The sequence below is a fragment of the Fictibacillus sp. EA-CB0309 genome (genome assembly GCF_055814265.1).
On sequence record NZ_CP169271.1, the window covers coordinates 3,252,261 to 3,276,644 of the forward strand.

The window sequence follows — 24,384 nt, forward strand, 5'->3', positions numbered from 1 at the left end:
ACTAGATAGACAGAATGTTTAAATAACTAGTATGTTCTTTATGTGAGGCTGTTTTTCTAGCTTTTTTGTTTCGATTGAAAGTGTTGATTTCCGTTACAGGTGCTCGCTTTCCGCGGGGCAGGCGGTGGGCCACATTCGTACGTTTCACTTTTAAGTGTCTCACCAGCCCGCCTGTCCTAGCCGTAGTCTCCCACCTTTCACTCCAATCAACTTGTCAATGAAGAAATTCAAGTACGAAACAATCTAAAGGCAACTATTATTAAGCATACCTACAAGCACAAAAACTGACCAAAAGGGCACTTTACGTGCCCTTTTGGTCAGTTTTCTTTTCCTTATTACGATCTAAATACCATGATAACATCCAAAATTCAAAGGCAGTGATTTCATATTGATAATCAATCTTCGCATCAGTCTTAAATGCTTCAAACTCTTGAACGATATAAGTGCCATCCATATCATAAATATGATATAGGTCTTGATCGGCAACAGTATATATTGGGACATTTTCTGGAGAAATCGCGAGCTTTACAGTCTTCTTTTCGTTTTTATTTACGATGTTTAATACTCTTTTGGATATCTTGCTTTCCTCTTTTTCTTGCTCTGCATCCGAACACGAGGTTAATAGCAATAACATTAAAATCATTATTATGCCTAAACGACATTTTTTCAACCTACTACACCATTGTTTGGGTATTCAGATATTGTTTTTTCATATAGGTCATGAGCACATCTTTAACCATAATATCCTTTCCGACCTCAATAAGCTTATTTCCCTTAACGTTTTGATAGCCTGATATATCCTCATATAACATTGGAGTTCCCGTACCAACACTATAGGTTTTCAATACGTCAATTACTTCTCCGTTTACAAGGATGTTGGTAATATGCTCACCTTGTCCATCCCAGCTTACACCTGAAAACTGCAGCTTTCCAATTGGAATACCGTGTGGTCTAAATCCGCCTCCATAAATGGGTCTATTCACGATCTCATCGTTGTAGGTTTCACTAATCAGGCCAGCAAGCTGCTGGCCTGTAATCTGCATAATGACAGGTGAATGCATGCTTTTACAGACGTTTACCACACTACCTTTTGTTATGTCACCCTTACCTAATCCCTCTGTTACACCACCACCATACATGATGCCAATTTCAGAGTTCCAGTGTTCCTTTAAACCATCAGCTGCTAATTTTACAATTTGTTCATGTGAGAGGTCTTCCTCTGTATGATAGATTACTTCAGACAAGAACTTCTCTGCTTGTAGTCTTCCTTTTTTTAACACAATTTCTAATTCTGAATCTATCTGGTCATCTAATGTCATCTCTATCAATCTACCATGATGATCAATTACTTTTTTAGTCTCCAAATTAACCGTAATCTGTAATTCCCCAACATATTGACCATAGCATCCTGCTTGGACGATTACGACATCTGAAACGACTTCTGGTTTTTGTAGAACGGTATGACTATGAGCTCCAACGATAACATCTATCAAACCAGAAAGCTCTTTAGCCAGTTCAACATCTACCTTATACCCCATATGTGAGAGGAAGATAATTAAGTTGGCTCCTGCTTCTCTTAGTTCAGATACAGCTTCTTTTATGACTGTCACTGTATTCCTATTACAAAAACCATGCTTATTTTCATATATATCTTCAAAGAGATCCGTTGCACCGAACATGCCAATCTTTAACTGTCCCGCTTCTAGCATCAATGTTTCTTTCGTACCGCCAATTTGAGACCCATCCGCTTCTTCTAAATTAAGAAGAAGCCATGGTACTTTCGAATCTACACTTAACTGTCTAATCTTTTCTTTTGGCAAACGTAAGAGTTCATTATTCCCTACAGACATGGCGTCATAACCCGTTGAAGCAAGCATGTCGAGATGAATATATCCATCTGTTGCCAGACATTCGTTCATACTCATATCAAGATGATCACCGCCATCTACAGCGATTACATGTTCGTTCTTGCCTTTAAGCTCTTGCTTTCTTTTTTTATGTAAGCAGATTGCCTTAAAGCTAGATCATAATGACCATGAAGATCATTTGTATGAAGAATAGTTAATGTTTCTTTCATACAATTATCCCCCTTTACTTCAGCAATTACAAATCATGACCACGTTTCCGTCAGGATCTTCTACATTAAACCAAGCCACTTCTCCGTGCCACTCAATCTCACGTATTACTTTCAAGTTCTTTTCTTTCATGTCTGCATAAGCTCTATCGATGTCTGGTGCATATAGATTAAACATCGGCCCTGTTCCTGGCGCCCGATGAAAAGATGGATCAAACGTATGATCGTCAAGAGACAAACCTGTTTGGCCCGTTACTGGTATGTTGTGAACAGGAGATTTCACATCACTCATATCAATCGTTATACCTAAAAGGTTGGCATACCATTCCACAGACTTCTTCAGATCAGATACGTGTACAAATACATTGTTGATGTGACTCTGGATTGGGGCAATACTCGTTACTTTTTCACTCATTATAAAACGCCTCCTAAGAAATAATTTCTTCAAACGTTTTGCGAAAACCATAGAATGGCCTAAAATTTTGTGATTCATAAAAAGTATGCGATGTGCTTGATGCGAGCATCTCCATGCGTGTTAGAGAGTGCTTGCTGTGGATAAAGTTTAATAGTTTGCTCCCTAATCCCTTTCCTCTATAGGATTTCGAGATCAGCATCTCGCAAATATATAGCGTTACATGTCCATCCGTTAGTCCCCGAACATATCCAACTACCGTCTCATCCTTCAACATGACAAATGAAACGTTTGAATTTCTCCATGCTGCTTTTGTTTCTTCATATCGTTCAACGAGCTGTGTCCACCCTTCTATCTTGTTCAGCTCTTGAATGGCATCAAACTGCTCCTCTATATAGGGAACAAACTTTACATCTTCCACGCCGGTCGTCTCCCTTATAAAAGTGCTTTTACGTTCTGCACTCCTTTTTCCACTTCTGCAAGTAAATCCCCTTCAAAATGCTCCTGCTCGACGACACAATAATCCACTTTTTGTTCATCCGCTAACTTCAAGAAGCGGCTCAAGTCCAATATCCCTGTTCCTGCAATTGTACTCTGCTTCTCACCGTTTTTCTCTGTCATATCTTTTAGATGAAACGAAACACAGCGGAAACGGTACGTATTCAGAAGCTCTTCAGGCTCATAGCCCGCATACTTTGCCCAGTATGTATCAAGTTCCATTTTGACTAATTCGGGATCGGTTTCACGGTAGATCACATCAAACGGAAGCTTTCCATCCAGCTCATAAAACTCAAAATCATGATTATGATAGGCAACACGAATGCCGTACTCTTTGCTTCTATAACCCGCTTCGTTCAATACTTCTGCAACCCGCTTATAATCATCGATGGATTGTCTCTGTTCGTCCGTTAAGTAAGGCATGATCATTAAATCATTTTCCAAGATAAGCTGATCTTCCATCTGCTTTTTAAAATCGTCCCCGGAAAATTGGTCTAGCGGAATATGAGCACCGGCTACCGTTAAGTCGTTTGCATCTAGAACTTTTTTACTTCTTTAGCAGAAATACCAAAAAGCCCCGCAAACTGTACACTGTCATAACCCATCGTCTTTACCTTTGCCAACGTATCTAATAAATTCTTCTCAGCCTCTGATTGTATAGAGTATAGTTGTAAACCAATTTTTCGCATAATCATTTCTCTCCTTTTTTAAAACGTTTACAAAACTTTGTTCATTGAAATTGATGCTTGTTTGTAACCTAGCTTTCTATAAAGTTCAATCGCATTCTCATTCGTGCCAAATACGTGCAACCCACAATATTCTGCTCCTTCGTCTTTTGATTCATTTTCAAAAAACGAAGAGCTGTTTGTGCAATTCCCTGCTTTCGGTATGCCTCCAAAATATAGATGTGATACAGAAAAGCAGTCTTCTCTTCCTTTGAAACATGAAACCATAGATAACCGGCGACTTTTTCGTCACTTTTTATGTGAAAAAATACTGTCCTTCTGTTTTCTCTTGATCAGGAAGCAAACTTTCCATTTGCTTTTCTGCTTTTTCAGTTGCTTGTTTCTTGGTCATCATATAATGCTCAGATGTATCTCGAATATAATCTGGCATCATGAATTCCAGGTATTCCTTAAACTGCTTGTTGTTCATTCTTTCAAACGTGATCAATATATACTCGCTCCCTTACTTCATCAAATACTGAATAATCTCAGGCATTCGTTCGCGCCAAGCTGATTCATGGTGTTTTCCGCCTTCGATGATGTCAAAGCGTACTTCAATCCCTTTTTCGTTAAACACTTCATAGACGGTTTTTGACGAGCGAATATAATGGTTCGCATCCACTTTTGAGGTATCTTCGTCTGTTCCAATATCCATGTAATACTTTTGCATACCGCTTAAATCACTTTTCTGTATAAAACTCTCAATCTCTTTTTGATTGAACCAGAACGCGGAAGAGAGGCTTGCTACCCGGCTAAAAATGTGAGGATAGCGACACGCTGCATATGTAGAGATCAATCCGCCCATTGAACTGCCAGCCATCAATGTTTCTTCCGGTTTTGTTCTGTATTTTTCATCAATTAGAGGTTTTAACGTATGAAGAAGAAACTCGATATACGCTGCACCTTTTCCTCCGTATACTCCTTCAAATTTCAAAAGCTCTGGCCCAACTGTTGGATTTTCCCAAGGGGCATATTCATTAAAGCGTTCGAACCCTTCATGATTACAGTCAATCCCTACGATGATGAGAGGTGTTTTACTTTCCTCTAAAAAGTCAGCAAGTCCCCATGAAACGCCGTAGCTCGCATCTTCATCTCTAAAAAGGTTCTGACCGTCGTGCATGTAAAGCACAGAATAGCTCTCATCGTTTTCTTCATATCCATACGGCAAACACACGCGGATCTGTCTTTCTATTCCTTCAAACTGTTCAATTGCCACCTTGAATTCTTGTATCATCTTATTCTCCTGTTCTCTCAGTCTAGTTGCTTCGTTCAAAGCCGTTGACAAAAAACTGAATGGTTTCAACTTCGTCTTCCGTTAAATTACGACCAGCTTCGACTCTATATTCTTCTGTAATGTCATGAATATTACCTTCATATTTTTGAGTGAAATTTGCAATCCTTCTTAACAGGGAAGCTTCACTTTCAAACTCTTTCTTTGTCGCAGGTTTCCAATGCGAAAAAATATAGAATTCCGCGTCATACGATTCCACAAGATCCAGTAATTTTAACGTTTTTTCTACCGTATAATTATTTTTCGGTGCGTACATATTGGCATACATACAATCGGCTAAAAACAAAATTTTCTCTTCTTTTATGTAAACAACGATGGAGTCTGTTGTGTGGTCTCCCCTACGTGCTGAAGGATGCATGTTACTCCGCCAAGATCGATTTCCATTTTTTCATTGAACGTGATGGTAGGCAGTTTAACGGTGATTTTACGGTGATCTCGGAATTCTTTCTTGATCGCTTCCGCACAAAATTCAATCTCAATCCCTTGTTTAACTCGCTCATCTATCGCTTCATCAGACCAAGAAAAAGGAATGAGTTCCGTCATCTTTGCTTTTGTCTCAGTTGAAGCTATAGAAGGAATGTTCAGTGCTGAAAGTCCAAAGATATGATCCCAATGCCAGTGAGTGATCGCGACAAGGCTAGGGTTTGGGATACTGTTCTTTTTTAGTTCTTCTAAAAAATACTGTGCGTGATCCTCTGAGTTTCCAGCATCAATCATCAACGTCATATCGTTTCCTACTACCGCTCCTAATATCGGACGATCCGTCTCTGAAACAGGCGTTTGATACCAAAAACGGTTTGTTAGTTTTTCGAGTGTCTGCAAAACATCCATCTCCCCTATTTATAACACTTCTTATTTTACATTATTGTACTTCAAATTATCTTTTAGGGTTAGAAAGATGCACATCTTGTTCGGTATGAATTTCTTCAGGTATGTTCGTAGGTGCATTTGGAACTTTTCTTGTTTTTTCGTCAAGGATCTCAGAAGAATAAAGTTTTATGACTAAACTCCCCCATAACGTTTTGCTCGGATTAGTATGGGCTGGTTGTATTTATTTTGAAATTGAAAATCTGGTCCGTACCAGCTTACAGTTGCGTCCCGGCCTGAAGGAACATAAGGAACGCGTTTGCTGTGAGAATAACGCTGCACAATTCGTAATCCTGCACGATCAACTGCATTAAACAATGTAGATGAAACCTGACAGATTCCGCCTCCAATCCCTTCTGAAAGTTCTCCTCTTACGATAATTGGCGCACGCATATATCCTTTTGATGTTGTTCTTCTTCCGACCACTTTGTTAAATGAAAACGTCTCATTCGGAAAAACAACATAACTATCTAATGCTTTTGCAGCTAACTCAATATTAGTCGTACGGCTTTTATTATTGGAATTAAAGTATGTAACGTATTGACCGATCTGTTGCGTTTTTATATGAGCAAGAACCTCCGTATCCACTTTCGGATAAATGTTCATTTCAGGAACATCTATCTTTTGAGGTCCGCTTGAAAAAAATAGGTATAGAACTTTTCCTTAAATGCACTGCGGTTCAGCTGGTAACCTACTTCTCCTGGTACAATACCACCGTAATCATTAAGTTTTGCATTAATGGGGGCTTTGAAGGATCTTTTATCAAGCAGCTCAAGAAAAGAAGTGAATTTCCTTTCATCAACCATAGGTATCCCGGGAATGGGGGCTGCAAATTGTGTACGATTGATTTCAGCGATCATCTTTCCCTGCTGGTTCACCGTTAGCTGGTCAGGTGGTTGAACAGTTTGTGTAAATAATAAAAGGCCAGTAAACCAAGTTAATAACATGAGAAAAACCTCCGCTGCTGTTTTATTCCTAGCGTTTTTTACTTTTTCCTAAAATGTGATTTTTATTACATCTTCACATGAAAAAAACGCCTGAATCATGAATGATTCAACCGTTTTTATTGTTTTATTGCTTCGTATGAAGAGGCTTTAGTTTCGCTTCAATTTCCTCACGATGAGGTTCTAAGAATGGAGGCAAAGCGAGAGACTCACCGAGGTGCTCTAGATCTTCATCCGTATCAAATCCAGGACCATCTGTTGCAAGCTCAAATAGAATGCGGTTAGGCTCACGGAAGTACAGTGACTTAAAGTAGAAGCGATCCACAAATCCCGAGTTCGGATATCTGGATGTCTTCACTTTTTCAATCCATTTCCTAAGTTCATCCTCGTTATCGACTCGGAAGGCCACATGGTGTACGCCTCCACGACCAAGACGTTCCCCAGGAAGATCCGTTCGTTCTTCCACATGAATTTCAGCACCGCTTCCGCCCTCACCTGTTTCCAGCACAATGATATCAGGCTGGCCCGCAACTTCCGGCTCATATGTTCCTTTTTTACGAAAACCTAGAAGCTCCGTTAATACTTGAACAGTTGGCTCAGCTGCAGGAACGGTCAGTCTTACAGGACCAAGGCCGATTACCGCGCTTTCTTCTGGTGTTGTACTCTTACTCCATGGCTGCCCGCCGGCAACACCGCTATTGTTTTCATCGGAAACTAAGATCAGTCTTTGTCCTTCAAGGTCTCTGAAGGCTAGAGTCTCGCGTCCTGCACGGTCTTTTATTTCATCCGTTTCAATGCCGTTTTGCTTCAAGCGATCTTGCCAAAAACGAAGGGCAGCATCATTTTTCACTCGTAATGAGATTGCCGAAATGCTATTGTTGCCGTCATGGTTTCTGCCTGCCATCGGAATTTCAAAAACGTCAGTTCTGTTCCTGGATTTCCTTTTTCATCCCCATAAAACAAATGATACACGCTCGTGTCGTCCTGGTTCACCGTCTTCTTAATAAGCCTTAGACCCATTACTTCTGTATAAAATTTAAAGTTTTCAGGCGCTTTTGCCGTAAGTGCAGAAACGTGGTGAATGCCTTTCAGTTCCATGTATACCCCTTCTTTCATGCCTTTTTCCTTATTATCTCCTTTTGTTTGGAAAATGCCCAATGAAATGGTTTGATGGATTTGCGACGCTTTAACTTCTAGGTGCCCAAAGCATGACAGATACGCCAATCAAACAAATTGCCGCTCCCACCCAGTCGTATAGATCTGGTGTCTTTCGGTCAACAAGCCAGCCCCACAAAATAGCTATAACAATAAAAACACCTCCATACGCCGCATACACTCTTCCAAAGGTCGGAAAGTTTTGCAGCGTTGGAATGACTCCATAAGCGACTAAGATAAGACTCCCAGCTAATCCATATGTAAAAGGCTTTGATTCTCTGAGCCAAAGCCAGACCAAATATCCTCCGCCAATCTCCGCCAAACCTGCGATAATAAATAAAAAAATAGCTGCTATCAATCAACTGCACCTCCTTCTTACGCATTCTACAGCACGAAAAAACTCCTTCAAAAGGAGTTTTTACCGAAATCTATTCTACCATCAAATAATGCATGCTGAACCAGTTCTTTTCATCTACCCATACCTTTTTCGGGGTAAACCCACAATCCGCTGCTATATCTTGAAATTCCTCAATCGTAAATTTATAAGAGTTTTCTGTATGAATGGTTTCCCCTTCTGAGAAAGTTACTTGTTCGTTGCCGATGGTTATAATTTGATTTTTGAGACTTACAAGATGCATTTCAACTCTGCCTTTTTCTGCGTGATAAAAGGCATGATGATGGAAGTTTTCAAGATTAAAATCTGCAAGAAGTTCTCTGTTTAGCCGGTTCAGCAAATTGGTATTAAACTGACTCGTTATGCCTTTGTTATCATTGTAAGCCGCATTCAATACAGCATGATCTTTTTTCATGTCTACTCCGATTAAGAGACCGCCGTTCGGTTGTAAGAAATCAGCTGTCATTTTTAAAAAGTTGATCCTTTCATGGGGTTCAAAGTTCCCTATTGTAGAACCTGGAAAGAATACTGCCTTACTAGTGGATGTGAGTTCAGGCACTTGAAACTTTTCGGTGTAATCGGCAGAAACGGCATGAACACTTAAGTGCGGATACTCAATGGAAAGAGCTCTGGCTGATTGATATAGAAAGTCTTTTGAGATGTCGATCGGTACATATTCTTTCAGTTCAGGCATCGCTTCCAGCAAGGTTCTCACTTTTTCACTGCTGCCGCTCCCAAACTCAACAAGCGCTGTGTCGGCGCCAATTGCTGAAGCCATCTCATCTCTATATTTATTTAAAATAAACAGCTCTGTGCGTGTCGGATAATATTCAGTGAGCGTGGTAATCGCTTCAAACAGCTCTGACCCTTTTTTATCATAAAAGTACTTAGGAGAAATGGTTTTCTTCTCCGCTCTTAATCCGTTAAGCACTTCACTGTACATATCCGTTTCGGGTTCATTTCCAACATGATAATGAACATTTGATTTAACTGTTTTCATGACAGATCCTCCGCCAGACGGATTCCGCTAAATTGCCATCTTTTATCAGCCTGAAAAAGTTTCGGTACGTAGGGCGTATATGCAATCTAGATGTCACACATGACCCGCCTCGCAAAACCATCTGATTGCACATGAATTTGGCGTTGTACTCACCAAGTGCGCCTTCAAGCGGTTTGCTCTGAGGGTAAGAAGTGTACGGGCTACTCGTCCATTCCCACACATCTCCGTACGCTTTTTTTATAGGTGACCTTGAATGTGATTCGCCTACGACTGGATGATACGTTTCACTTTCAACAAAATTGCCTTCTATTGGGATGGAGCCAATCGCATGCTCCCACTCCGCTTCCGTCGGCAGTCGTTTCCCGCTCCATCTTGCAAAGGCATCCGCTTCGTAAAAACTTACATGACACACGGGTTCATCCAGATTTAATTTCTTTTCACCTGTAAGTGTAAACGTGTACCAGCCGTCCTCCGTTTTTCGCCAATAAAGAGGATGTCTCCACTTCTCTTTTTTGACTGCTGCCCATCCGTCCGACAGCCAATGTTCCGCCTGCTCGTATCCTCCTGCTTCAATAAAGGATAGGTATTCGCCGTTTGTTACCGGATGAGATGCTAACTTATAAGAATTCAGCCAAACTTTGTGACGAGGACGCTCATTATCAAACGAGAACCCGGTGCCTGTAAAACCAATCTCCACAAGGCCGCCTTCTATGTTCAAATACGTTGCTTGTGATTGAGAGTCTTGTTGATCGGCAGATGCCGATTCTGTATATTGTGGCAGCAAGGGATTACAGCTAAAGTTATATTTTACATCTGTTAAAAGGAGCTCTTGATGCTGTTGCTCATGCTGAAGGCCGATCTCAATTAAATCTTCTATTTCTTGAGGCACGTGCTCACCATAGTCTTTTAAAAGGGTTAAGATTCCTTCATTTACTTGTGCCCGGTAAGCGTACACTTCATCCATCGAAGGTCTGGAGAGCACACCTCGGGAATGTCTCGGGTGATACGAACCAATCGTTTCATAGTAGGAGTTGAATAGATAATCAAATTTCGGATTATAAGGGACGTAAGAGGGATTCTTTTCTTTTAAAATGAATCGTTCGAAAAACCATGTTGTGTGGGCAAGATGCCACTTTGGAGGACTTACATCAGGCATAGCCTGGATAATCGTATCTTCGCTTTGAAGATTGGATGCTAGTTTTTCAGATAATGACCTGATCCTTTTGAATTGCTCACTTAACCGTTCGACTGTTACATGCTCGATCGCCATAAAAATCCTCCCTTATTTAGCTGCTGCTTTTTACCACATTGCCTTCTGTCGGAATAGGATGTTCTTTTAAAAGCTTTGCAAAGTGAATCAGATTGTACGTCCTTATTTTGTTGTGCTGCAGCGTAAATTCATTTTGGTATTCTTCCACTTCGATGTAGGAAACTCTGGCCAATATGTATCTACTTTCGGCGGATTTTTATATTGATGTGAGATAAGGTATATCACATTTCCTCTTCTTACTCGTTACTCATCACAACAACACCAACCACCTTGTTATATATATTGGCCGTTCTCGTTCGTCATGCCACTTGCGCCATAAAGCCTTTAAAAATGCCTGAGTTGAGAGATCGGTATCCTATTAAATAACATTTTAAGGTATAAATAACCGAATATTAGAAAATTAAAACAATCTACATGATTTCTTTACATGATTGAGCAAGGATGGTATTTGTAGACTTTTCAGATGAGGTTATTTTGCAGATAATTTTGCGGGAATTTATAAAAACTTGAGTGAACGCTGATAAAAACAGTCGGAATGCATATTTTGTGATTCCATTATAAAATGAGTCCGTTTTAGAGGGACATTCAGTTAAAAAGGTGCACGCTCAAAGAACACATTTTTTAGTAAGGCACTGATTAAGTCTAAAACGTTACTAATTAAGTCTAAAACAAAAAAATTAAGTCTAACACATGCATAATTAAGTCTAAAATCAAAAATATAAGTCTTTCGACAAAAAGTATCTACTTCCTAAAATCAAACAAAAGAAAGAAGGCCCCTTAACAAGGTGCCTTCCATAAAACATATATCAATCTTTTAAAAACTTTCGGTCAAAGATGAATGGTCCGAACGGCAATACAGATGATAATAATGCTAAAAACGCACGCATGATTGGCCATTTCTTTACATTGTATACATAAAGGATAGCTAGAATGTAGAGCACGAACAACAGACCGTGCAGAGCACCAACGATTGATACAGCTAGCGGCTGATCTAAAAAGTATTTTAACGGCATTGCAATAAACAGAAGAATTAGGAAAGATGCTCCCTCAAGATATCCAACTGTTTTTAATGTTTTTATCGGGTTCATAAATGAATTACCTCCATATCACAATTCTACCTATAGTTTTATCATAAGTTGGGTGAATCTAGACTTCATAACCCTTACTATTGTGTGAACAAAAGAAAAATAGTTGGGGTCAGTCCCCCAACTATTTTTCTTTTCTTTCGTTTTCGACCATTCCTCTAGAGGATTCTCTTCATTTCCAACTATTTATAACCATCTTTTTATAAACACAAAAAAAGACCAGCTCTTGGCCGGCCCTTCAGCTTATTCCCGCATTCTTCTTCAATCTTTCCGCAATCTGCATAAAATCCTCTTGAGAGATACCAGGTGCAAATTCCTCCGAAATGGAACGTAATTCAGGCATTGGAGCACCTTCTGGGGCACCTATGACCGTTTCAAGCGGACCGCCTAAAGGATGCTGACCTGCCCAGATCAATGCAATATCCCGATAATCTGTATCACTGAACGTATAAAGCTTTCTGTGTACACCTTCTGCCTCAAACTTTCGTGTTGTTTCAAACGCCGAGTTCTCTAGGTCAGGTACTGGAAGCATCTTTTTAATATCAACACCCGTTACCATCTCAATGGCCTTTGCATAAGCAAGAACGTGAACGCCTCCACGAACGAGAAGATATCCGATCATCTCACGAGCTACAGGATTACTTGTCATCTCGTAAACTCTCATCTTATGTGTACGGGCCCCGCACTCTAAGAAGAAGTTGTGCAAGAGATCTAGTAATAGGTTGCCGCTGCTAAACACATAATCCCCATTCCACGCTTTTCCCATAGAATCAAACGGAAACGATGTTTGTGCCGTTGCAATAAAATGCTGTGTGTTTCTTTTGTCAGTCGCAGCTGCCATCGGTGCTGAATTCACGTCACCAGGCCGAGTTGTGCCATAAATCATCATATTTATCGTATGTGAAACAAGTTCAACATGGCCAAATTCTTCTGCCGTGATACTAGAAACAAGATCAAAAAACGGCTTTAACTTTCCTCTTTTTCTAAAGTTAAACGATTGATACATATAGTTATTGAGTGTAGACATCTCACCAAATCGTCCGCCTAACAGTTCCTGAACAGCAGCTGCTGCATTCGCATCAGGGTTCGTCGGCGTCGGAAGTTCAATGGCAAGCCTGTTAAAACGTTTAATCATCAAGCTACCTCCTCGCGATTGCATGTCGTTTAAGGGTATGTAGTCTGAGGATTGTACTATTCCGACTTTTATAGAAGCAGTACTTTATGCGATCGAGTAACCGTTTAAAAGACACTTATCGTAAACGTTTCATGTTATTAAACGTGAAACATAGGTCATGAGAGGAATTCATGTAAAACTTTATTCAATATGAAAACAGCCGCTCCTTATATTAAGGAGCGACCATTGAATAATCGTCTATTATTGTACTTCAAACTGCTTATTATAAAGCTGTGAATATGCTCCATTACTCCTAAGCAATGCATCGTGCTTCCCTTCTTCCACAATCCCTTCATTCGTAAGAACAATAATCCGTTCAGCGTTGCGAATTGTTGAGAGGCGATGAGCAATTACAATCGTTGTCCGCCCTTTTGCTAAAAACTCGAGCGATTCCTTAATAACACTTTCAGACTCATTATCCAATGCACTCGTCGCTTCATCGAGAATCAGTACAGACGGATTTTTCAAAAAACGCGAGCGATACTAAGTCGCTGTTTTTGACCACCAGATAGCTTAACCCCTCGTTGACCGATGTCAGAGTGGTACCCGTTTGGTAAGCTCATAATAAATTCATGAGCGTTTGCCTGCTTTGCGGCTGTAATCACTTCTTCATCAGTAGCTTCGTTATTTCCGTAGCGGATATTCTCCATCACCGTTCCCGCGAACAAATAAACGTCCTGCTGAACGATGCCGATCTGATTTCTTAATGCGTTCAAATCAAAATCCTGTATGTTGACACCGTCAAGCTGAACTTCTCCATCAGTCACATCATAAAAGCGAGGGATGAGGGAGCATATTGTTGTCTTCCCCGCACCTGATGGACCCACTAACGCAACGTACTCTCCAGGCTGTATATGAAGAGACAGGTTTGTAAACACAGGATTCAAACGCGGTTCATACCGAAAGCTCACTTCCTTAAAAGCAATTTCTCCTTTCACCATGGAAAGCTTTATCGCATCTGATTTACTTTCAATTTCCGGCTTCAGGTTCATAATCTCCATAAATCGCTGAAAGCCTGTAATGCCTTCCTGAAACTGTGTGCTCATATGAGTCAAACGTTGTATGGGCTCCACCATATAGCCGACATATAACAAAAACGTAATTAGATCGGCTAAATCCAACGTTTGATTGACGATACTGGCGCTACCGAACACAACAACTGTAATTGTGATGAGTTGGATTAAGATTTGTATGCTGTTATAAAAGGTTGCTTCTACTTTATATGTGTTTCTTCTGCTATCTAAGAAACGGAGATTTTCTTTGTTAAACTTATGAATCTCTACTTGCTCGTTCGCAAAAGATTTTACGACCCGAATGCCTGAAAGTGTATCTTCAAGCTGGGCATTGATATCTGCTATACGTTCCTTATTTCGCCGCAAAGCCTCGTTCTCTTTCTTGTTAAAATAGAGCGAGAGAAACCCAATGACCGGCAGAAACAAAAACACGGCAAGCGTTAAAGGAACATTGATAAAAAACAAGATCACAAAGGCTCCTACAAACCTCACGAAATATTTGACGTAATCTTCAGGACCGTGGTGATACAGCTCAGCAAGTAAAAATAAGTCGTTCGTTACCCGAGACATGAGTTGGCCTGTCTTTTCTTTATCGTAAAAGCTAAAAGAAAGTTTCTGTAAGTGCTGAAACAACTCGCTGCGAATATCACTTTCCATTCGAGCTCCGACTTCATGGCCTTTATAGTCGACAAAGTACGTTCCAAGATTCTGTATGACAACTAATGCAAACATGATTCCGCCAATCCAGTACACCTTATGAAGGGCAACAGACAAGTCACCTTCCAAAACATCTTTGGTTATATAACGAACGAGCAGCGGAAGTACAAGTGTGATACCAGAAACAATAAACGCAGTCATTAATACAGTTAGAAACAACGGCAAATACGGTTTGTAATAGGAGAAAAAACGTTTAATTGGAAAATGCATGATTTACCCCTTTTGTGTTTTTTACGAGGCACACATAAGGGGACACACCGTCTATACGTTAAGAACGTGTTCCACCCTTATATGTTTGTACGGGTTGAGTTGTCATGTTTCTCATGTTAAATTCCTCCTTATTCACTGGTACTTTTATTGTAAATTATTTTTGAATATTCTGATACAAAGATTTTTGTAAGTCAAAAAAAAGACCCCTTGTCTCCAAAAGGTCTCATCATTTTTGCTTCGGTTTTCCGCCTACTCCCCAATGCTTGTTAGGGACTTCTTGAATTAGAACACGGACTTGATCTATTCTTACATCCAGGCTTTCAGCAGCTGCAACAGTTAACTTTTCCATCAGCTCGCTCAACTGTTCGTCACTCCGCCCTTCAATCACATGTACATGAATAATAGGCATCTAGCTCTCCACCTATTTCACATATCTCGATGACAAAGTGACTGAGCCTAGTCCGTCAAATTGGGCAATAATCGTGTCATCCATATCAAAAGCAACTGCTTCAGACAACGCACCGCTTAAGACAATATCTCCCTTTTTCAACCCTTCACCGCGCTGTGCCAGTTTTTGAACCGCCCAGGCAACCGCTTCTGCTGGATGTCCAAGAACCGCTGATCCCGCACCTGTGGTGACCATCTCCCCATTTTTGCTCATCGCCATTCCTATGCTCGCCAAATCGAGTTCTTCTGGCCGTACCATCTTGCTTCCTAAAATCAATTTAGCCGATGAACAATTGTCTGCCACAACATCGGGCAGCGTAAAACGAAAATCTTTGTAACGGCTGTCGATCACTTCAATCGCAGCTACCACATACTTAGCAGCTTTCATGACTTCTGACGCAGTTACGTGTTCACCCAGTAAATCCTCGCCCATAATAAACGCAATCTCAGGTTCTGCTTTCGGATGAATGAGACGGTGCTGCTGAAGTGGCTGCCATTCCAGTGCAAGCATGTCACTTAGCAAATAACCGTATATCGCTTCGTGAACACCCATCATTTCTTGTTTCGCTTTACTCGTTAACCCGAGTTTTATTCCTAGTCGTTTTGTTTTCGTCTTCTCCATACGCCTTTCAATCAGCTGTTTTTGAAGGTCATATGCTTCTTCAATAGATAGGTCAGGGTATTGATCGGTTATCTTAACAACTTCTTTCACATCACTTTCAGCACGTAAAAGATAATCAACCACTTCTACTTTTGACTGGTTCGTAACCGTCATGCTCTACACCTCCAGTTTTGCTTGCTGTGCGAGTTCAGCTGCAACTTCTAATATAAGATCTTCCTGCCCGCCGACTGCTTTTCGTTTTCCTAATTCGATTAAAATATCTCTTGGGTCCAAGCCAAATCGTTTACCCGCGCGTTCAGCGTGCAACAGAAAGCTTGAATAAACACCTGCATACCCCATCGCTAAACTGCCTTTACGAATTTCCTGCGATCCCGGAAGCATCGGTCCGATCACGTCTTCTGCCAAGTCCATCATTTTATAAAGGTCGATCCCCGTTTCCACTCCCATACGGTCAAGAACTGCAAGCAATACCTCAGTTTGCGTATTCCCTGCTCCTGCACCTAAACAGCGAACACTTCCATCGATGCGTGTCGCTCCTTCTTCAATTGCAACAAGTGTATTGGCAACAGCTACCGATAAATTGTTATGTGCATGGAATCCGACTTCAATATCAAGCGATCCCCGCAAAGCCGCAATTCGTTCTTTTACTTCGTGCGGCAATAATGCTCCGGCCGAATCCGTTACATACACACCTTGTGCACCATAAGACTCCATCAACTTCGCTTGTTCCACGAGCTTTTCAACAGGCGCAGAATGAGCCATCATCAAGAATCCCATCACTTCCATACCCAGTTCACGAGCGATATGAATATGCTGAGCCGATACATCAGCTTCGGTCACATGTGTTGCCACACGGACAAGACTCGCTCCTAACCTTCGCGCTTCCTTAAGCTCATGGACCGTTCCGATACCAGGCAGCAAAAGAACGGCAACTTTCGCCTGCTTACACACACCAGCCGCTGTTTCAATCAGCTTCATCTCATCCACAAGCGATCTTCCATACTGAAGTGTTGAGCCGCCCAAACCATCACCGTGACTGACTTCAATGTAATGCATACCCGCTTCATCAAGCGCTTTTGCTGCATCATACACTTGCTTTTCTGTGAACTGATGAGCCATCACATGACTGCCATCACGAAGACAAACTTCGGTAAACTTTAGCGGTAACGTACTATTTCGTTTCATGTGTCGTCACCGCCTTGTCCATTTTTTCCTGTCCTAAGAGATGCTTGGCAACCATTTCTCCAGCTTGTTTCGCGGCTGCTGTCATAATATCAAGATTACCGGCATATTTCGGAAAATAATCGCCTGCTCCCTCTACTTCAACAAAAACAGTGATACGGTTCCCATCAAATAGTGGTTCTTGTTTTAATCGGTATCCAGGGACATAACTTTTCACCTTTTTTTCCATATCTAGAATAGCCGCTCTAATTTTCTCTTCATCAACCTGTTTCACTTCACAATAAACCGTTGCTCTCATTAGAATCGGAGGATCAGCCGGATTTAAGATAATGATCGCTTTTCCTATATCCGCCCCACCAACTTCCTCAATTCCACGACGTGTTGTGATCGTAAATTCATCAATGTTTGCACGCGTACCAGGACCTGCACTTAAGGATGAAATCGTTGCTGCAATTTCACCATAGGAAACGTCAGCAGCTTCATTTATTGCGTGTATCATTGGAATCGTAGCTTGTCCGCCACACGTAATCATATTGATGTTCTGAGATTGCATATGTTCACCTGAATTAACGGGCGGACACACAAAAGGTCCAACAGCAGCAGGCGTCAGATCAATCACTGTTTTTCCCATATCTTTTAAAATATCAGCATGCCGTAAGTGAGCTTTAGCTGAAGTTGCATCGAAAACGATGTCAGCTAGCTCTGGCCGTTCAACAAAATCATCGATCCCGTTCGTAAATACTCGGTAACCTGCAGAGTTCGCACGTCTTAAACCGTCGGATTCTGAATCAATTCCAATCATCGCCGTAAGTTCTAAATAGTCACTTTTTTGAAGCTTGTACATCAGATCCGTGCCGATATTCCCCGAACCAATGATTGCCGCTTTAATCTTTTTCATGTAATAGGTCCTTTCTGTACAATTTTTAATCCCGAAACGAGATGGTTACTGAACCTAGTTTTCCAAAAGTTGCGGTCACTTCATCTCCTGAATCTACGTCAATCGCAGCAGACAGAGCACCTGGCAAAATCAGCTCTCCCGCTTTTAATGAAATGTTATAGTCTGCTAGTTTATTAGCAAGCCATGCGATGGCATGTGCCGGATGCCCAAGAGCCGCAGCTCCGGCACCAGTCGCCGTTACTTCACCATTCTTTAAAAGCGTCATGCTCAGTGTACGTAGATCAATTTGATCCATCTCATAAAAAGGTTTGCCCACAACTGCCCTAGCTGATGAACCGTTGTCAGCGACCGTATCGGTAAGCTTTATTTTCCAATCTTCTATTCTGCTATCTATGATTTCCAGGGCAGGTACGATCGCTTCGGTTGCCATCAGCACATCCACGTAGGTCACATTCGGACCCCGTAAGTCTTCTTTTAAAATAAACCCGATCTCAGCTTCTGCTTTAGGTTTAATAAAATCTTTTCTGCTTAGCATACTGCCAGAGTCAACCTTCATATGATCAAGCAGATGACCATAATCAGGCTCATCAACTCCAAGCATGTTCTGCATCGCCTTACTCGTAAGCCCTACCTTTTTTCCGATCACCACACGGCCTTCTTCTAGCTTCCTCTCAACCCACTCAAGCTGAATTTCATATGAATCCTTTACCGACAGTTCTGGATAACGCGTCGATAATGGCTCTACCGGAGTCAGTTTTTCTTCTGCTTCTAAAAGTTCTTCCGTTAATTTTGAGATTACTTGTTTCTGCATCTATACTTCCTCCCTTCTTTTTTAACGCTGTTTTCGAATTACTTGATGCTCTTGAAAGTGGTTGATTTCCGCTCCAGGTTGCTCTCTTTCCGCGGGGCAGGCGGTGAGCCACATTTGTACGTTTCACTCTTAAGTGTCTCACCTGCCCGCCTGTCCTAGCCTAGAGTCTCGCATCTTCCACTCCAATCAACTTATCGAAATAGAGAATTGAACAAAAAGCCTTTAAAGCAACAATAAAAAACAGTCTTTTACATAGAGCAAAACGCGACTGGAATCCAATCACGTTTTACACAAACCTATAACTTCATAGTTATCGTCTTCGCTTCTGAATAAAACTCGAAGCTGTGTCTTCCGCCTTCACGTCCGATTCCGCTTGCCTTAGAACCGCCAAACGGTGTACGCAGGTCTCGTATGTACCAGCAGTTCACCCACAAGAGACCCGAATCTACAGCAGCCGAAACACGCTGAGCTCTGCGGATATCGTTCGTCCAAACAACACCCGCCAAACCGTACTGTGAATCGTTTGCAATACGAATTGCGTCTTCCTCTGTTTTAAACGGTATGACGACAAGCACTGGCCCGAAGATCTCCTCTTGTGCCACACGCCATTTGTTGTTCACATCATATAAAACGGTAGGTTCATAGAAGTTTCCGTTCCCAAGCCCCTCAACCCGTTTACCTCCGCAAGCGAGTTTGGCTCCTTCTTTCATTCCGATGTCCACATACGTTTCTACCGTCTCCAAGTGACTTTTTGACACGAGTGCACCCATGTCGGTATCTTCCTGAGTAGGGTCACCTACTTTAATCTTTTTCACAGCTGAAACAAACTTGTCCATAAACTGATCATAGATGCTTTCTTGCAAAAGGAGACGTGATCCTGCAAGACAGATCTCCCCTTGATTTCGATAGATCGCATCAATAGATCCTTTAACTGCTTCATCCAGATCCGCATCTTCAAAAACGATGTTTGCCGACTTTCCACCTAACTCCAGCGAAACCGGAATCAAATTTTCAGCAGCGTTCTTCATAATGGTTTTTCCCGTGTTCGATTCACCTACAAAAGAGATGCGGCGGACGTTTGGATCAGTCGTCATCGCCGACCCCATTGTGCTTCCTGGTCCAGTGATAATGTTTAATACACCTGGCGGAAGTCCTGCTTCATTTGCGATATCGCCAAACATGACAGCAGAAAGCGGTGTGTAAGAAGCAGGTTTTACAACAACTGTGTTTCCAGCCGCTAGTGCTGCGGATGCTTTCCACGTCATCTGCATGAACGGCAGATTCCAGGGGATGATGAGACTTGTAACCCCTGCTGGACTGTATTTGGCATACGACATGATATTGTGTTTGTCATAATGCTCACTCACCATGTACTTGGACATCTCAGCAAAAAAACGGAAATTGGACGCCGCTCGCGGAATATCAAACCCACGGCTTTCTTTGATCGGTTTTCCAACGTCGAGCGTCTCAACCATCGCAAGTTCATCAACGTTTTCCATAATAAGATCTGACATTTTGCATAAAATATCGGATCGTTCTTCTATAGGCATCTTGCTCCAAACGCCGCTATCATACGCATTTTTGGCAGATTGGATGGCCCGTTTCGCATCTTGTTCACTGCCGTTCGCAACAAGCGCTAACTTTTCATTTGTTGCTGGGTTGATGGTTTCAAAGGTTTCACCTGAAAGAGCATCCACATATTCTCCGTCAATAAACAGTTTTGCGTTATTCACTTTTACTTGTTGCGTGAGGGTTTCTGATTTCATTTGTTAGTCCCCCTTTTCTTCTTCCACTTCAACAATCATTTCGATTTCAATCGCTGTTCCACCTGGAAGCTGTGCCATTCCGACCGCCGATCTGGCATGCTTCCCTTTCTCATCAAAAATGGCAACAAGGAGATCTGACGCACCGTTTATTACTTTCGGCTGATCTGTAAAATTCTCCGTACAATTTACGAAGCCAAGAAGTTTCACAATGCGTTTCACTTTATTTAAGCTGCCAAGTTCGTTCTGGACTACTGCAAGCAAGTTCAGCATGGATTGGCGAGAAGCGGCATACCCATCCTCTACTGATAAATCAGCCCCTAGCTTTCCGTGGTATTGATCGACGCCTTGTCCAGCTGTAAATAGAAGATTACCCACTCTTACACAGCCCACATAGTTTCCGACAGCCTGGCGCACTTCTGGCAGCACAATTCCTAACGCCTCAAGTTTATCCTCCGGTGTTTGAATGACTTGCAACTGCTGCACCCCGCTTTCGTTTTTCAAGACCTAAAAACTCAGCAGCGTTTCCGCCAAGCATCGCTTTCCGCTGTTCATCCGTCAGCTCAAGCGTTTCATCCAGGACTTTTCCGGGATTCACTTCACGCAGCAGAAACGGATAATCGGAACCCATAAAGATCTTGTCTGAACCGAATCGCTCCATCATGTAACGGATGTTCATCGGATCGTAATTTAACGAATCAAAATAAAACTGCTTGGCATAATGACTTGGCGGATGTGTTGTAAGCCTTAAATGCGGCCACACTTGCCACCCTTGGTCAAGACGAGGAATTAAGTAAGGAAACGAACCACCGCCATGAGCAAAACAGATCTTTAGCTTAGGAAATTTCTCCATCATGCCGCTCCAGATCAAAGATGCAGCAGCGAGCGCGGTTTCACTCGGCATCCCAATCGTGTACATAAAGTTATGGTTTGGCATGCGCTCTTTTCCAAGCGTTTCCCACGGATGAATAAAGAGCGGCACTTCCCACTTCTCTGCCATCTCAAAAAACGGAATAAAGTCAGGATGATCGAGATTCTGTCCATTTATATTCGTTCCGATCTCAATTCCATGAAGTCCAAGCTCGTTCATACAGCGGTCCATCTCACGTATCGCAGTCTTCGCATCCTGCATCGGAACCGTTCCTAGTCCAGCAAATCGGTCTGGATATTCACTGACCGTTTCTGCAATAAAGTCGTTCTGGATTTTTGCCATTGCTTCGGCTTGTTCTGGCGGCGCCCAGTACGAAAATGTTACAGGGATCGGGGATAGCACTTGAATGTCTACCCCTTCACGATCCATGTCATCAATTCGTTTTTTGGATCCCATACTTGGTCAGTTACATCTCTAAAGTTCTTCCCGCCTACCATAATGGCTGCGCCGCAAGCACAAGTCCTGTTTAAGACCGGCCACCTTTCTCCACCATACTTTTCGGCAAAGTCAGGAAACGACTCTGGAATGATATGTGTGTGAAAGTCGATTCTTAGCACTTCCATTCCTCCACGTTCTCTGGCATCTGATAGCCACAGTCCTTGCATAAACGAACTCGTTCATTCGAGTTAAAGCTATGGATCGCTTCTTTAACTTGTTTCTCGATATCACTTAATTGCACCGTTACGCGATGCATCTCAGAATCACAGCGGTCACAGAACCAAACGAAGTCTTCAAGCTCCCCTTGTGCACGTTTTCGCTCGATTACAAGACCATACGAATTAGCCACACGATGCGGCGAGTGCGGGACCATCGCCGGAAGCATGAACACGTCTCCTTCTTTTACTTCAACCACTTCACGCTTGCCGTGTTTATTAATAATTTCTACATAACAGCTGCCTTTGATTTGATAAAAGAACTCATCAGAAGGATCCACGTGAAAATCACGTCTTTTGTTTGGGCCGCCTAAGATCATGGCGATAAACTCGGAGTCTTGCCAGATTACTTTGTTGTTAACTGGTGGCTTGAGCAAATCTTTGTTTTCATCGATCCATTTTAATAGGTTAAACGATTTTAAAGTTGATGTACTCATCCTTATTGCCTCCTTTTATTTAGCCAGCTTAGGCTGGTCCTTCACGAATTCATTTGTTACGGAAAGTGCTTCATCAACCATTGCAAACTGTGCCTTTCTTTTATATCCGTTATAAAAGATCGCTCTCTTACGGATCGGATCTCCCGTATAATAGCGTTCATATTGCACCAATCGCTGTCCAAATGCTTCACCGCACAGATCCCATGCAAGCTTGAACAGCTTCACGCGTTCAAGAGAGTCCACCCCGTCCCTGCCTAGATAGTACTTATCAATCTCACTCCTAATTTCTGGAGCGTTAAAGTCATTTCCAGTCGGTGACATGAGCAACCCGCCAGCACCGATAATTTGGATGACCTCGATCGCTCTTGGGTACATTTTAGGAAGCATGCCTCGAATGGTCTCAAGCGCTGCCGCATTTGGCATCACTTCACCAGACGCAGTGGTTTCATACTCATACTCAGCTACACGTAATAATGATCGAATCACTTCCACATTCTGTACGAGTTCACCGAGATCGTTCTGTACGTTCAAATACCCATCTACCCCAATGGAGTCAGCTAGTTTACATGCCACTTCTGTTGCAAAAGCAAGTTTTACATAACCTCTTACACCTGACTGATGAGCAGGCTGCTGAGCAATGCCTGTCTTCGGATACAGAAGGTTAGCTGCTTCAACATTGTTATAAAGAAACACCCGATCCCATGGCACAAGCACATCGTTAAATACAAGCAGAGCGTCCATCTCTTCAAAGCGAGATGCTAGCGGATGATCAAACTGTGAACGCTTGCCATCCTGCATCGGTTCACGGCAAATGAGCTTAAGTCCTGGGGTGTCCACTGGCACCGCAAATGCAAGCGCATAACGCTCATCACCAGGTGCAAATCCAGGGAACGAATAGATAATAACTTCGTCTGTAATTGGAGCGAGTGTTGCCAGCATTTTCGCTCCACGAACGATTAAACCTTCTGGTGTCTCCTCAACTGCACCAAGATGAGTGAACATATCTTTTTGTCCATGTGAGTTTTTACTTCGGTCGTTTTGCGGGTTAATGATCGCATGTGTTAAAAACAGATCATTGTCTCTTATGTAGTTAAAGTAGTTTTTGATATTGACAGACCATTCAGTATTGTACTGATCGAGAAACCAGCCATTGTGTGCCATGCCCGTTACAACGACGTTCAGAAAATCAGGAGTTCGGCCCATTAGTCCAAAAGTAGATTTTGCGTAGATTTCAAACAGCTGGCTTCTTGCCATTAATTCTTCATAGGTTGTCGGATGGAGAAATGCATTGTTTACCCGCTCACCCGTCTCTTTGCAAATATGTGTAATGGAATCTTGAAATTGCGGATCGTGCTGCATGTCGTACAGTTTAGCGATCTCTTGAATTGGTTGCTTAAAAACAGGTTCGTTCACAACATCTGTAACTCTCCTGCCTTCTAACCAAATTTCTGGTGAACGAGATTTCAATGCTTGAATATATTGAGCACCAGTTCTAATTCCCATACCATATGCCTCCTCTATGAATAGATGTACTAATTAGTTTCAACTATATAAGAAAGCGCTTACAGTGCTCAATGCTGTAATTTCACATTATGAAATTATCAGAAAATTTTATCCGTTTCTGAATTACTTAGCTATTTTGAGAATGAAAGAGGTTGACATTAGCTATTGGCTCGCTCTTTTGTGGAAGTAGTTAGGGTTTTATCTAAGACGTGATTGTAATGTTTCTTGCTTTTGTTACTCAAACAAATGAACAGACTGGTATAAAAACTTTAAGGTGATCAATACTACCCTTGTACTTACGATTCGAA

Annotated in this window: 27 protein-coding genes and 5 pseudogenes; all 32 read right to left on the bottom strand. The window is 41.9% G+C overall.

Annotation, left to right across the window (positions count from 1 at the left end; all coding sequences use genetic code 11):
* Position 1: 1 nt before the first annotated feature.
* On the bottom strand, positions 2 to 163 hold the full coding sequence (locus ACEWFH_RS18210) for a hypothetical protein (RefSeq protein ID WP_473725143.1): 162 nt from the start codon (positions 161 to 163) through the stop codon (positions 2 to 4).
* Between the two features lie 138 nt (positions 164 to 301).
* Positions 302 to 670 carry a hypothetical protein gene (locus ACEWFH_RS18215; RefSeq protein WP_473725144.1) on the bottom strand — a complete coding sequence of 123 codons (369 nt, stop codon included), beginning with the start codon at positions 668 to 670 and terminating at the stop codon, positions 302 to 304.
* Positions 671 to 674: 4 nt separating this feature from the next.
* Positions 675 to 1,925 (bottom strand): bifunctional metallophosphatase/5'-nucleotidase, encoded by a 1,251-nt coding sequence (locus tag ACEWFH_RS18220; protein ID WP_473725145.1) that lies wholly within the window; start codon positions 1,923 to 1,925, stop codon positions 675 to 677.
* A 29-nt stretch (positions 1,926 to 1,954) separates the two neighbouring features.
* On the bottom strand, positions 1,955 to 2,077 hold the full coding sequence (locus ACEWFH_RS18225) for a hypothetical protein (RefSeq protein ID WP_473725146.1): 123 nt from the start codon (positions 2,075 to 2,077) through the stop codon (positions 1,955 to 1,957).
* Between the two features lie 19 nt (positions 2,078 to 2,096).
* Positions 2,097 to 2,489 carry a VOC family protein gene (locus tag ACEWFH_RS18230; RefSeq protein ID WP_473725147.1) on the bottom strand — a complete coding sequence of 131 codons (393 nt, stop codon included), beginning with the start codon at positions 2,487 to 2,489 and terminating at the stop codon, positions 2,097 to 2,099.
* 13 nt (positions 2,490 to 2,502) lie between these two features.
* Positions 2,503 to 2,907, bottom strand: coding sequence for a GNAT family N-acetyltransferase (locus ACEWFH_RS18235; RefSeq protein ID WP_473725148.1), 405 nt, complete (start codon positions 2,905 to 2,907; stop codon positions 2,503 to 2,505).
* 14 nt (positions 2,908 to 2,921) lie between these two features.
* The gene (locus tag ACEWFH_RS18240) at positions 2,922 to 3,488 is read right to left on the bottom strand and encodes a sugar phosphate isomerase/epimerase family protein (protein ID WP_473727350.1); all 567 of its coding nucleotides are present in this window, start codon (positions 3,486 to 3,488) and stop codon (positions 2,922 to 2,924) included.
* A gap of 32 nt (positions 3,489 to 3,520) precedes the next feature.
* Complete coding sequence (locus ACEWFH_RS18245) at positions 3,521 to 3,673, bottom strand: hypothetical protein (protein WP_473725149.1); 153 nt, start codon at positions 3,671 to 3,673, stop codon at positions 3,521 to 3,523.
* Between the two features lie 68 nt (positions 3,674 to 3,741).
* Complete coding sequence (locus tag ACEWFH_RS18250) at positions 3,742 to 3,969, bottom strand: GNAT family N-acetyltransferase (protein ID WP_473727351.1); 228 nt, start codon at positions 3,967 to 3,969, stop codon at positions 3,742 to 3,744.
* Positions 3,966 to 4,157: a hypothetical protein gene (locus ACEWFH_RS18255; protein ID WP_473725150.1), complete on the bottom strand. Its 192-nt coding sequence runs from the start codon at positions 4,155 to 4,157 to the stop codon at positions 3,966 to 3,968. The genes ACEWFH_RS18250 and ACEWFH_RS18255 overlap by 4 nt, the downstream gene beginning before the upstream one ends.
* Positions 4,158 to 4,172: 15 nt before the next feature.
* Positions 4,173 to 4,943: an alpha/beta hydrolase gene (locus ACEWFH_RS18260; RefSeq protein WP_473725151.1), complete on the bottom strand. Its 771-nt coding sequence runs from the start codon at positions 4,941 to 4,943 to the stop codon at positions 4,173 to 4,175.
* A 22-nt stretch (positions 4,944 to 4,965) separates the two neighbouring features.
* Positions 4,966 to 5,822, bottom strand: a pseudogene (locus tag ACEWFH_RS18265) (MBL fold metallo-hydrolase).
* A 55-nt stretch (positions 5,823 to 5,877) separates the two neighbouring features.
* Positions 5,878 to 6,814, bottom strand: a pseudogene (locus ACEWFH_RS18270) (VanW family protein).
* 124 nt (positions 6,815 to 6,938) lie between these two features.
* Positions 6,939 to 7,909 (bottom strand): annotated as a pseudogene (locus ACEWFH_RS18275) (ring-cleaving dioxygenase).
* Positions 7,910 to 7,997: 88 nt separating this feature from the next.
* Complete coding sequence (locus ACEWFH_RS18280; RefSeq protein ID WP_473725152.1) at positions 7,998 to 8,324, bottom strand: YnfA family protein; 327 nt, start codon at positions 8,322 to 8,324, stop codon at positions 7,998 to 8,000.
* 70 nt (positions 8,325 to 8,394) lie between these two features.
* Positions 8,395 to 9,360 (bottom strand): L-histidine N(alpha)-methyltransferase, encoded by a 966-nt coding sequence (gene egtD / locus ACEWFH_RS18285; protein WP_473725153.1) that lies wholly within the window; start codon positions 9,358 to 9,360, stop codon positions 8,395 to 8,397.
* Entirely contained in the window at positions 9,347 to 10,630 is a 1,284-nt protein-coding gene (gene egtB, locus ACEWFH_RS18290) for an ergothioneine biosynthesis protein EgtB (RefSeq protein ID WP_473725154.1), read from the bottom strand. Before egtB ends, egtD begins: the two co-directional genes overlap by 14 nt.
* 16 nt (positions 10,631 to 10,646) lie before the next feature.
* Positions 10,647 to 10,778, bottom strand: a complete 132-nt coding sequence (locus tag ACEWFH_RS18295; RefSeq protein ID WP_473725155.1) for a hypothetical protein — start codon at positions 10,776 to 10,778, stop codon at positions 10,647 to 10,649.
* 658 nt (positions 10,779 to 11,436) lie between these two features.
* Positions 11,437 to 11,718, bottom strand: coding sequence for a DUF3817 domain-containing protein (locus ACEWFH_RS18300; RefSeq protein WP_473725156.1), 282 nt, complete (start codon positions 11,716 to 11,718; stop codon positions 11,437 to 11,439).
* A gap of 235 nt (positions 11,719 to 11,953) precedes the next feature.
* Positions 11,954 to 12,850 (bottom strand): manganese catalase family protein, encoded by an 897-nt coding sequence (locus ACEWFH_RS18305; protein WP_473725157.1) that lies wholly within the window; start codon positions 12,848 to 12,850, stop codon positions 11,954 to 11,956.
* 240 nt (positions 12,851 to 13,090) lie between these two features.
* A pseudogene (locus ACEWFH_RS18310) lies at positions 13,091 to 14,829 on the bottom strand (ABC transporter ATP-binding protein).
* 226 nt (positions 14,830 to 15,055) lie between these two features.
* On the bottom strand, positions 15,056 to 15,238 hold the full coding sequence (locus tag ACEWFH_RS18315) for a 4-oxalocrotonate tautomerase (protein ID WP_473725158.1): 183 nt from the start codon (positions 15,236 to 15,238) through the stop codon (positions 15,056 to 15,058).
* A gap of 12 nt (positions 15,239 to 15,250) precedes the next feature.
* Positions 15,251 to 16,051 carry a 2-keto-4-pentenoate hydratase gene (locus ACEWFH_RS18320; RefSeq protein ID WP_473725159.1) on the bottom strand — a complete coding sequence of 267 codons (801 nt, stop codon included), beginning with the start codon at positions 16,049 to 16,051 and terminating at the stop codon, positions 15,251 to 15,253.
* A 3-nt stretch (positions 16,052 to 16,054) separates the two neighbouring features.
* Positions 16,055 to 17,083, bottom strand: a complete 1,029-nt coding sequence (dmpG, locus tag ACEWFH_RS18325) for a 4-hydroxy-2-oxovalerate aldolase (RefSeq protein ID WP_473725160.1) — start codon at positions 17,081 to 17,083, stop codon at positions 16,055 to 16,057.
* Positions 17,070 to 17,978 (bottom strand): acetaldehyde dehydrogenase (acetylating), encoded by a 909-nt coding sequence (locus ACEWFH_RS18330; RefSeq protein WP_473725161.1) that lies wholly within the window; start codon positions 17,976 to 17,978, stop codon positions 17,070 to 17,072. The genes dmpG and ACEWFH_RS18330 overlap by 14 nt, the downstream gene beginning before the upstream one ends.
* Positions 17,979 to 18,003: 25 nt before the next feature.
* The gene (locus ACEWFH_RS18335) at positions 18,004 to 18,789 is read right to left on the bottom strand and encodes a 2-keto-4-pentenoate hydratase (RefSeq protein ID WP_473725162.1); all 786 of its coding nucleotides are present in this window, start codon (positions 18,787 to 18,789) and stop codon (positions 18,004 to 18,006) included.
* Positions 18,671 to 18,931 carry a hypothetical protein gene (locus tag ACEWFH_RS18340; RefSeq protein WP_473725163.1) on the bottom strand — a complete coding sequence of 87 codons (261 nt, stop codon included), beginning with the start codon at positions 18,929 to 18,931 and terminating at the stop codon, positions 18,671 to 18,673. Before ACEWFH_RS18340 ends, ACEWFH_RS18335 begins: the two co-directional genes overlap by 119 nt.
* Positions 18,932 to 19,085: 154 nt before the next feature.
* Positions 19,086 to 20,555, bottom strand: coding sequence for an aldehyde dehydrogenase (locus ACEWFH_RS18345; RefSeq protein ID WP_473725164.1), 1,470 nt, complete (start codon positions 20,553 to 20,555; stop codon positions 19,086 to 19,088).
* A 3-nt stretch (positions 20,556 to 20,558) separates the two neighbouring features.
* Positions 20,559 to 21,029 carry a RidA family protein gene (locus ACEWFH_RS18350; protein ID WP_473725165.1) on the bottom strand — a complete coding sequence of 157 codons (471 nt, stop codon included), beginning with the start codon at positions 21,027 to 21,029 and terminating at the stop codon, positions 20,559 to 20,561.
* Positions 21,001 to 22,046 (bottom strand): annotated as a pseudogene (locus tag ACEWFH_RS18355) (amidohydrolase family protein). The gene ACEWFH_RS18350 and the pseudogene ACEWFH_RS18355 overlap by 29 nt, the downstream one beginning before the upstream one ends.
* The gene (nbaC, locus tag ACEWFH_RS18360; protein ID WP_473725166.1) at positions 22,034 to 22,573 is read right to left on the bottom strand and encodes a 3-hydroxyanthranilate 3,4-dioxygenase; all 540 of its coding nucleotides are present in this window, start codon (positions 22,571 to 22,573) and stop codon (positions 22,034 to 22,036) included. The pseudogene ACEWFH_RS18355 and the gene nbaC overlap by 13 nt, the downstream one beginning before the upstream one ends.
* Positions 22,574 to 22,588: 15 nt before the next feature.
* Positions 22,589 to 24,076: a 4-hydroxyphenylacetate 3-hydroxylase family protein gene (locus ACEWFH_RS18365; RefSeq protein ID WP_473725167.1), complete on the bottom strand. Its 1,488-nt coding sequence runs from the start codon at positions 24,074 to 24,076 to the stop codon at positions 22,589 to 22,591.
* Positions 24,077 to 24,384: the final 308 nt, after the last annotated feature.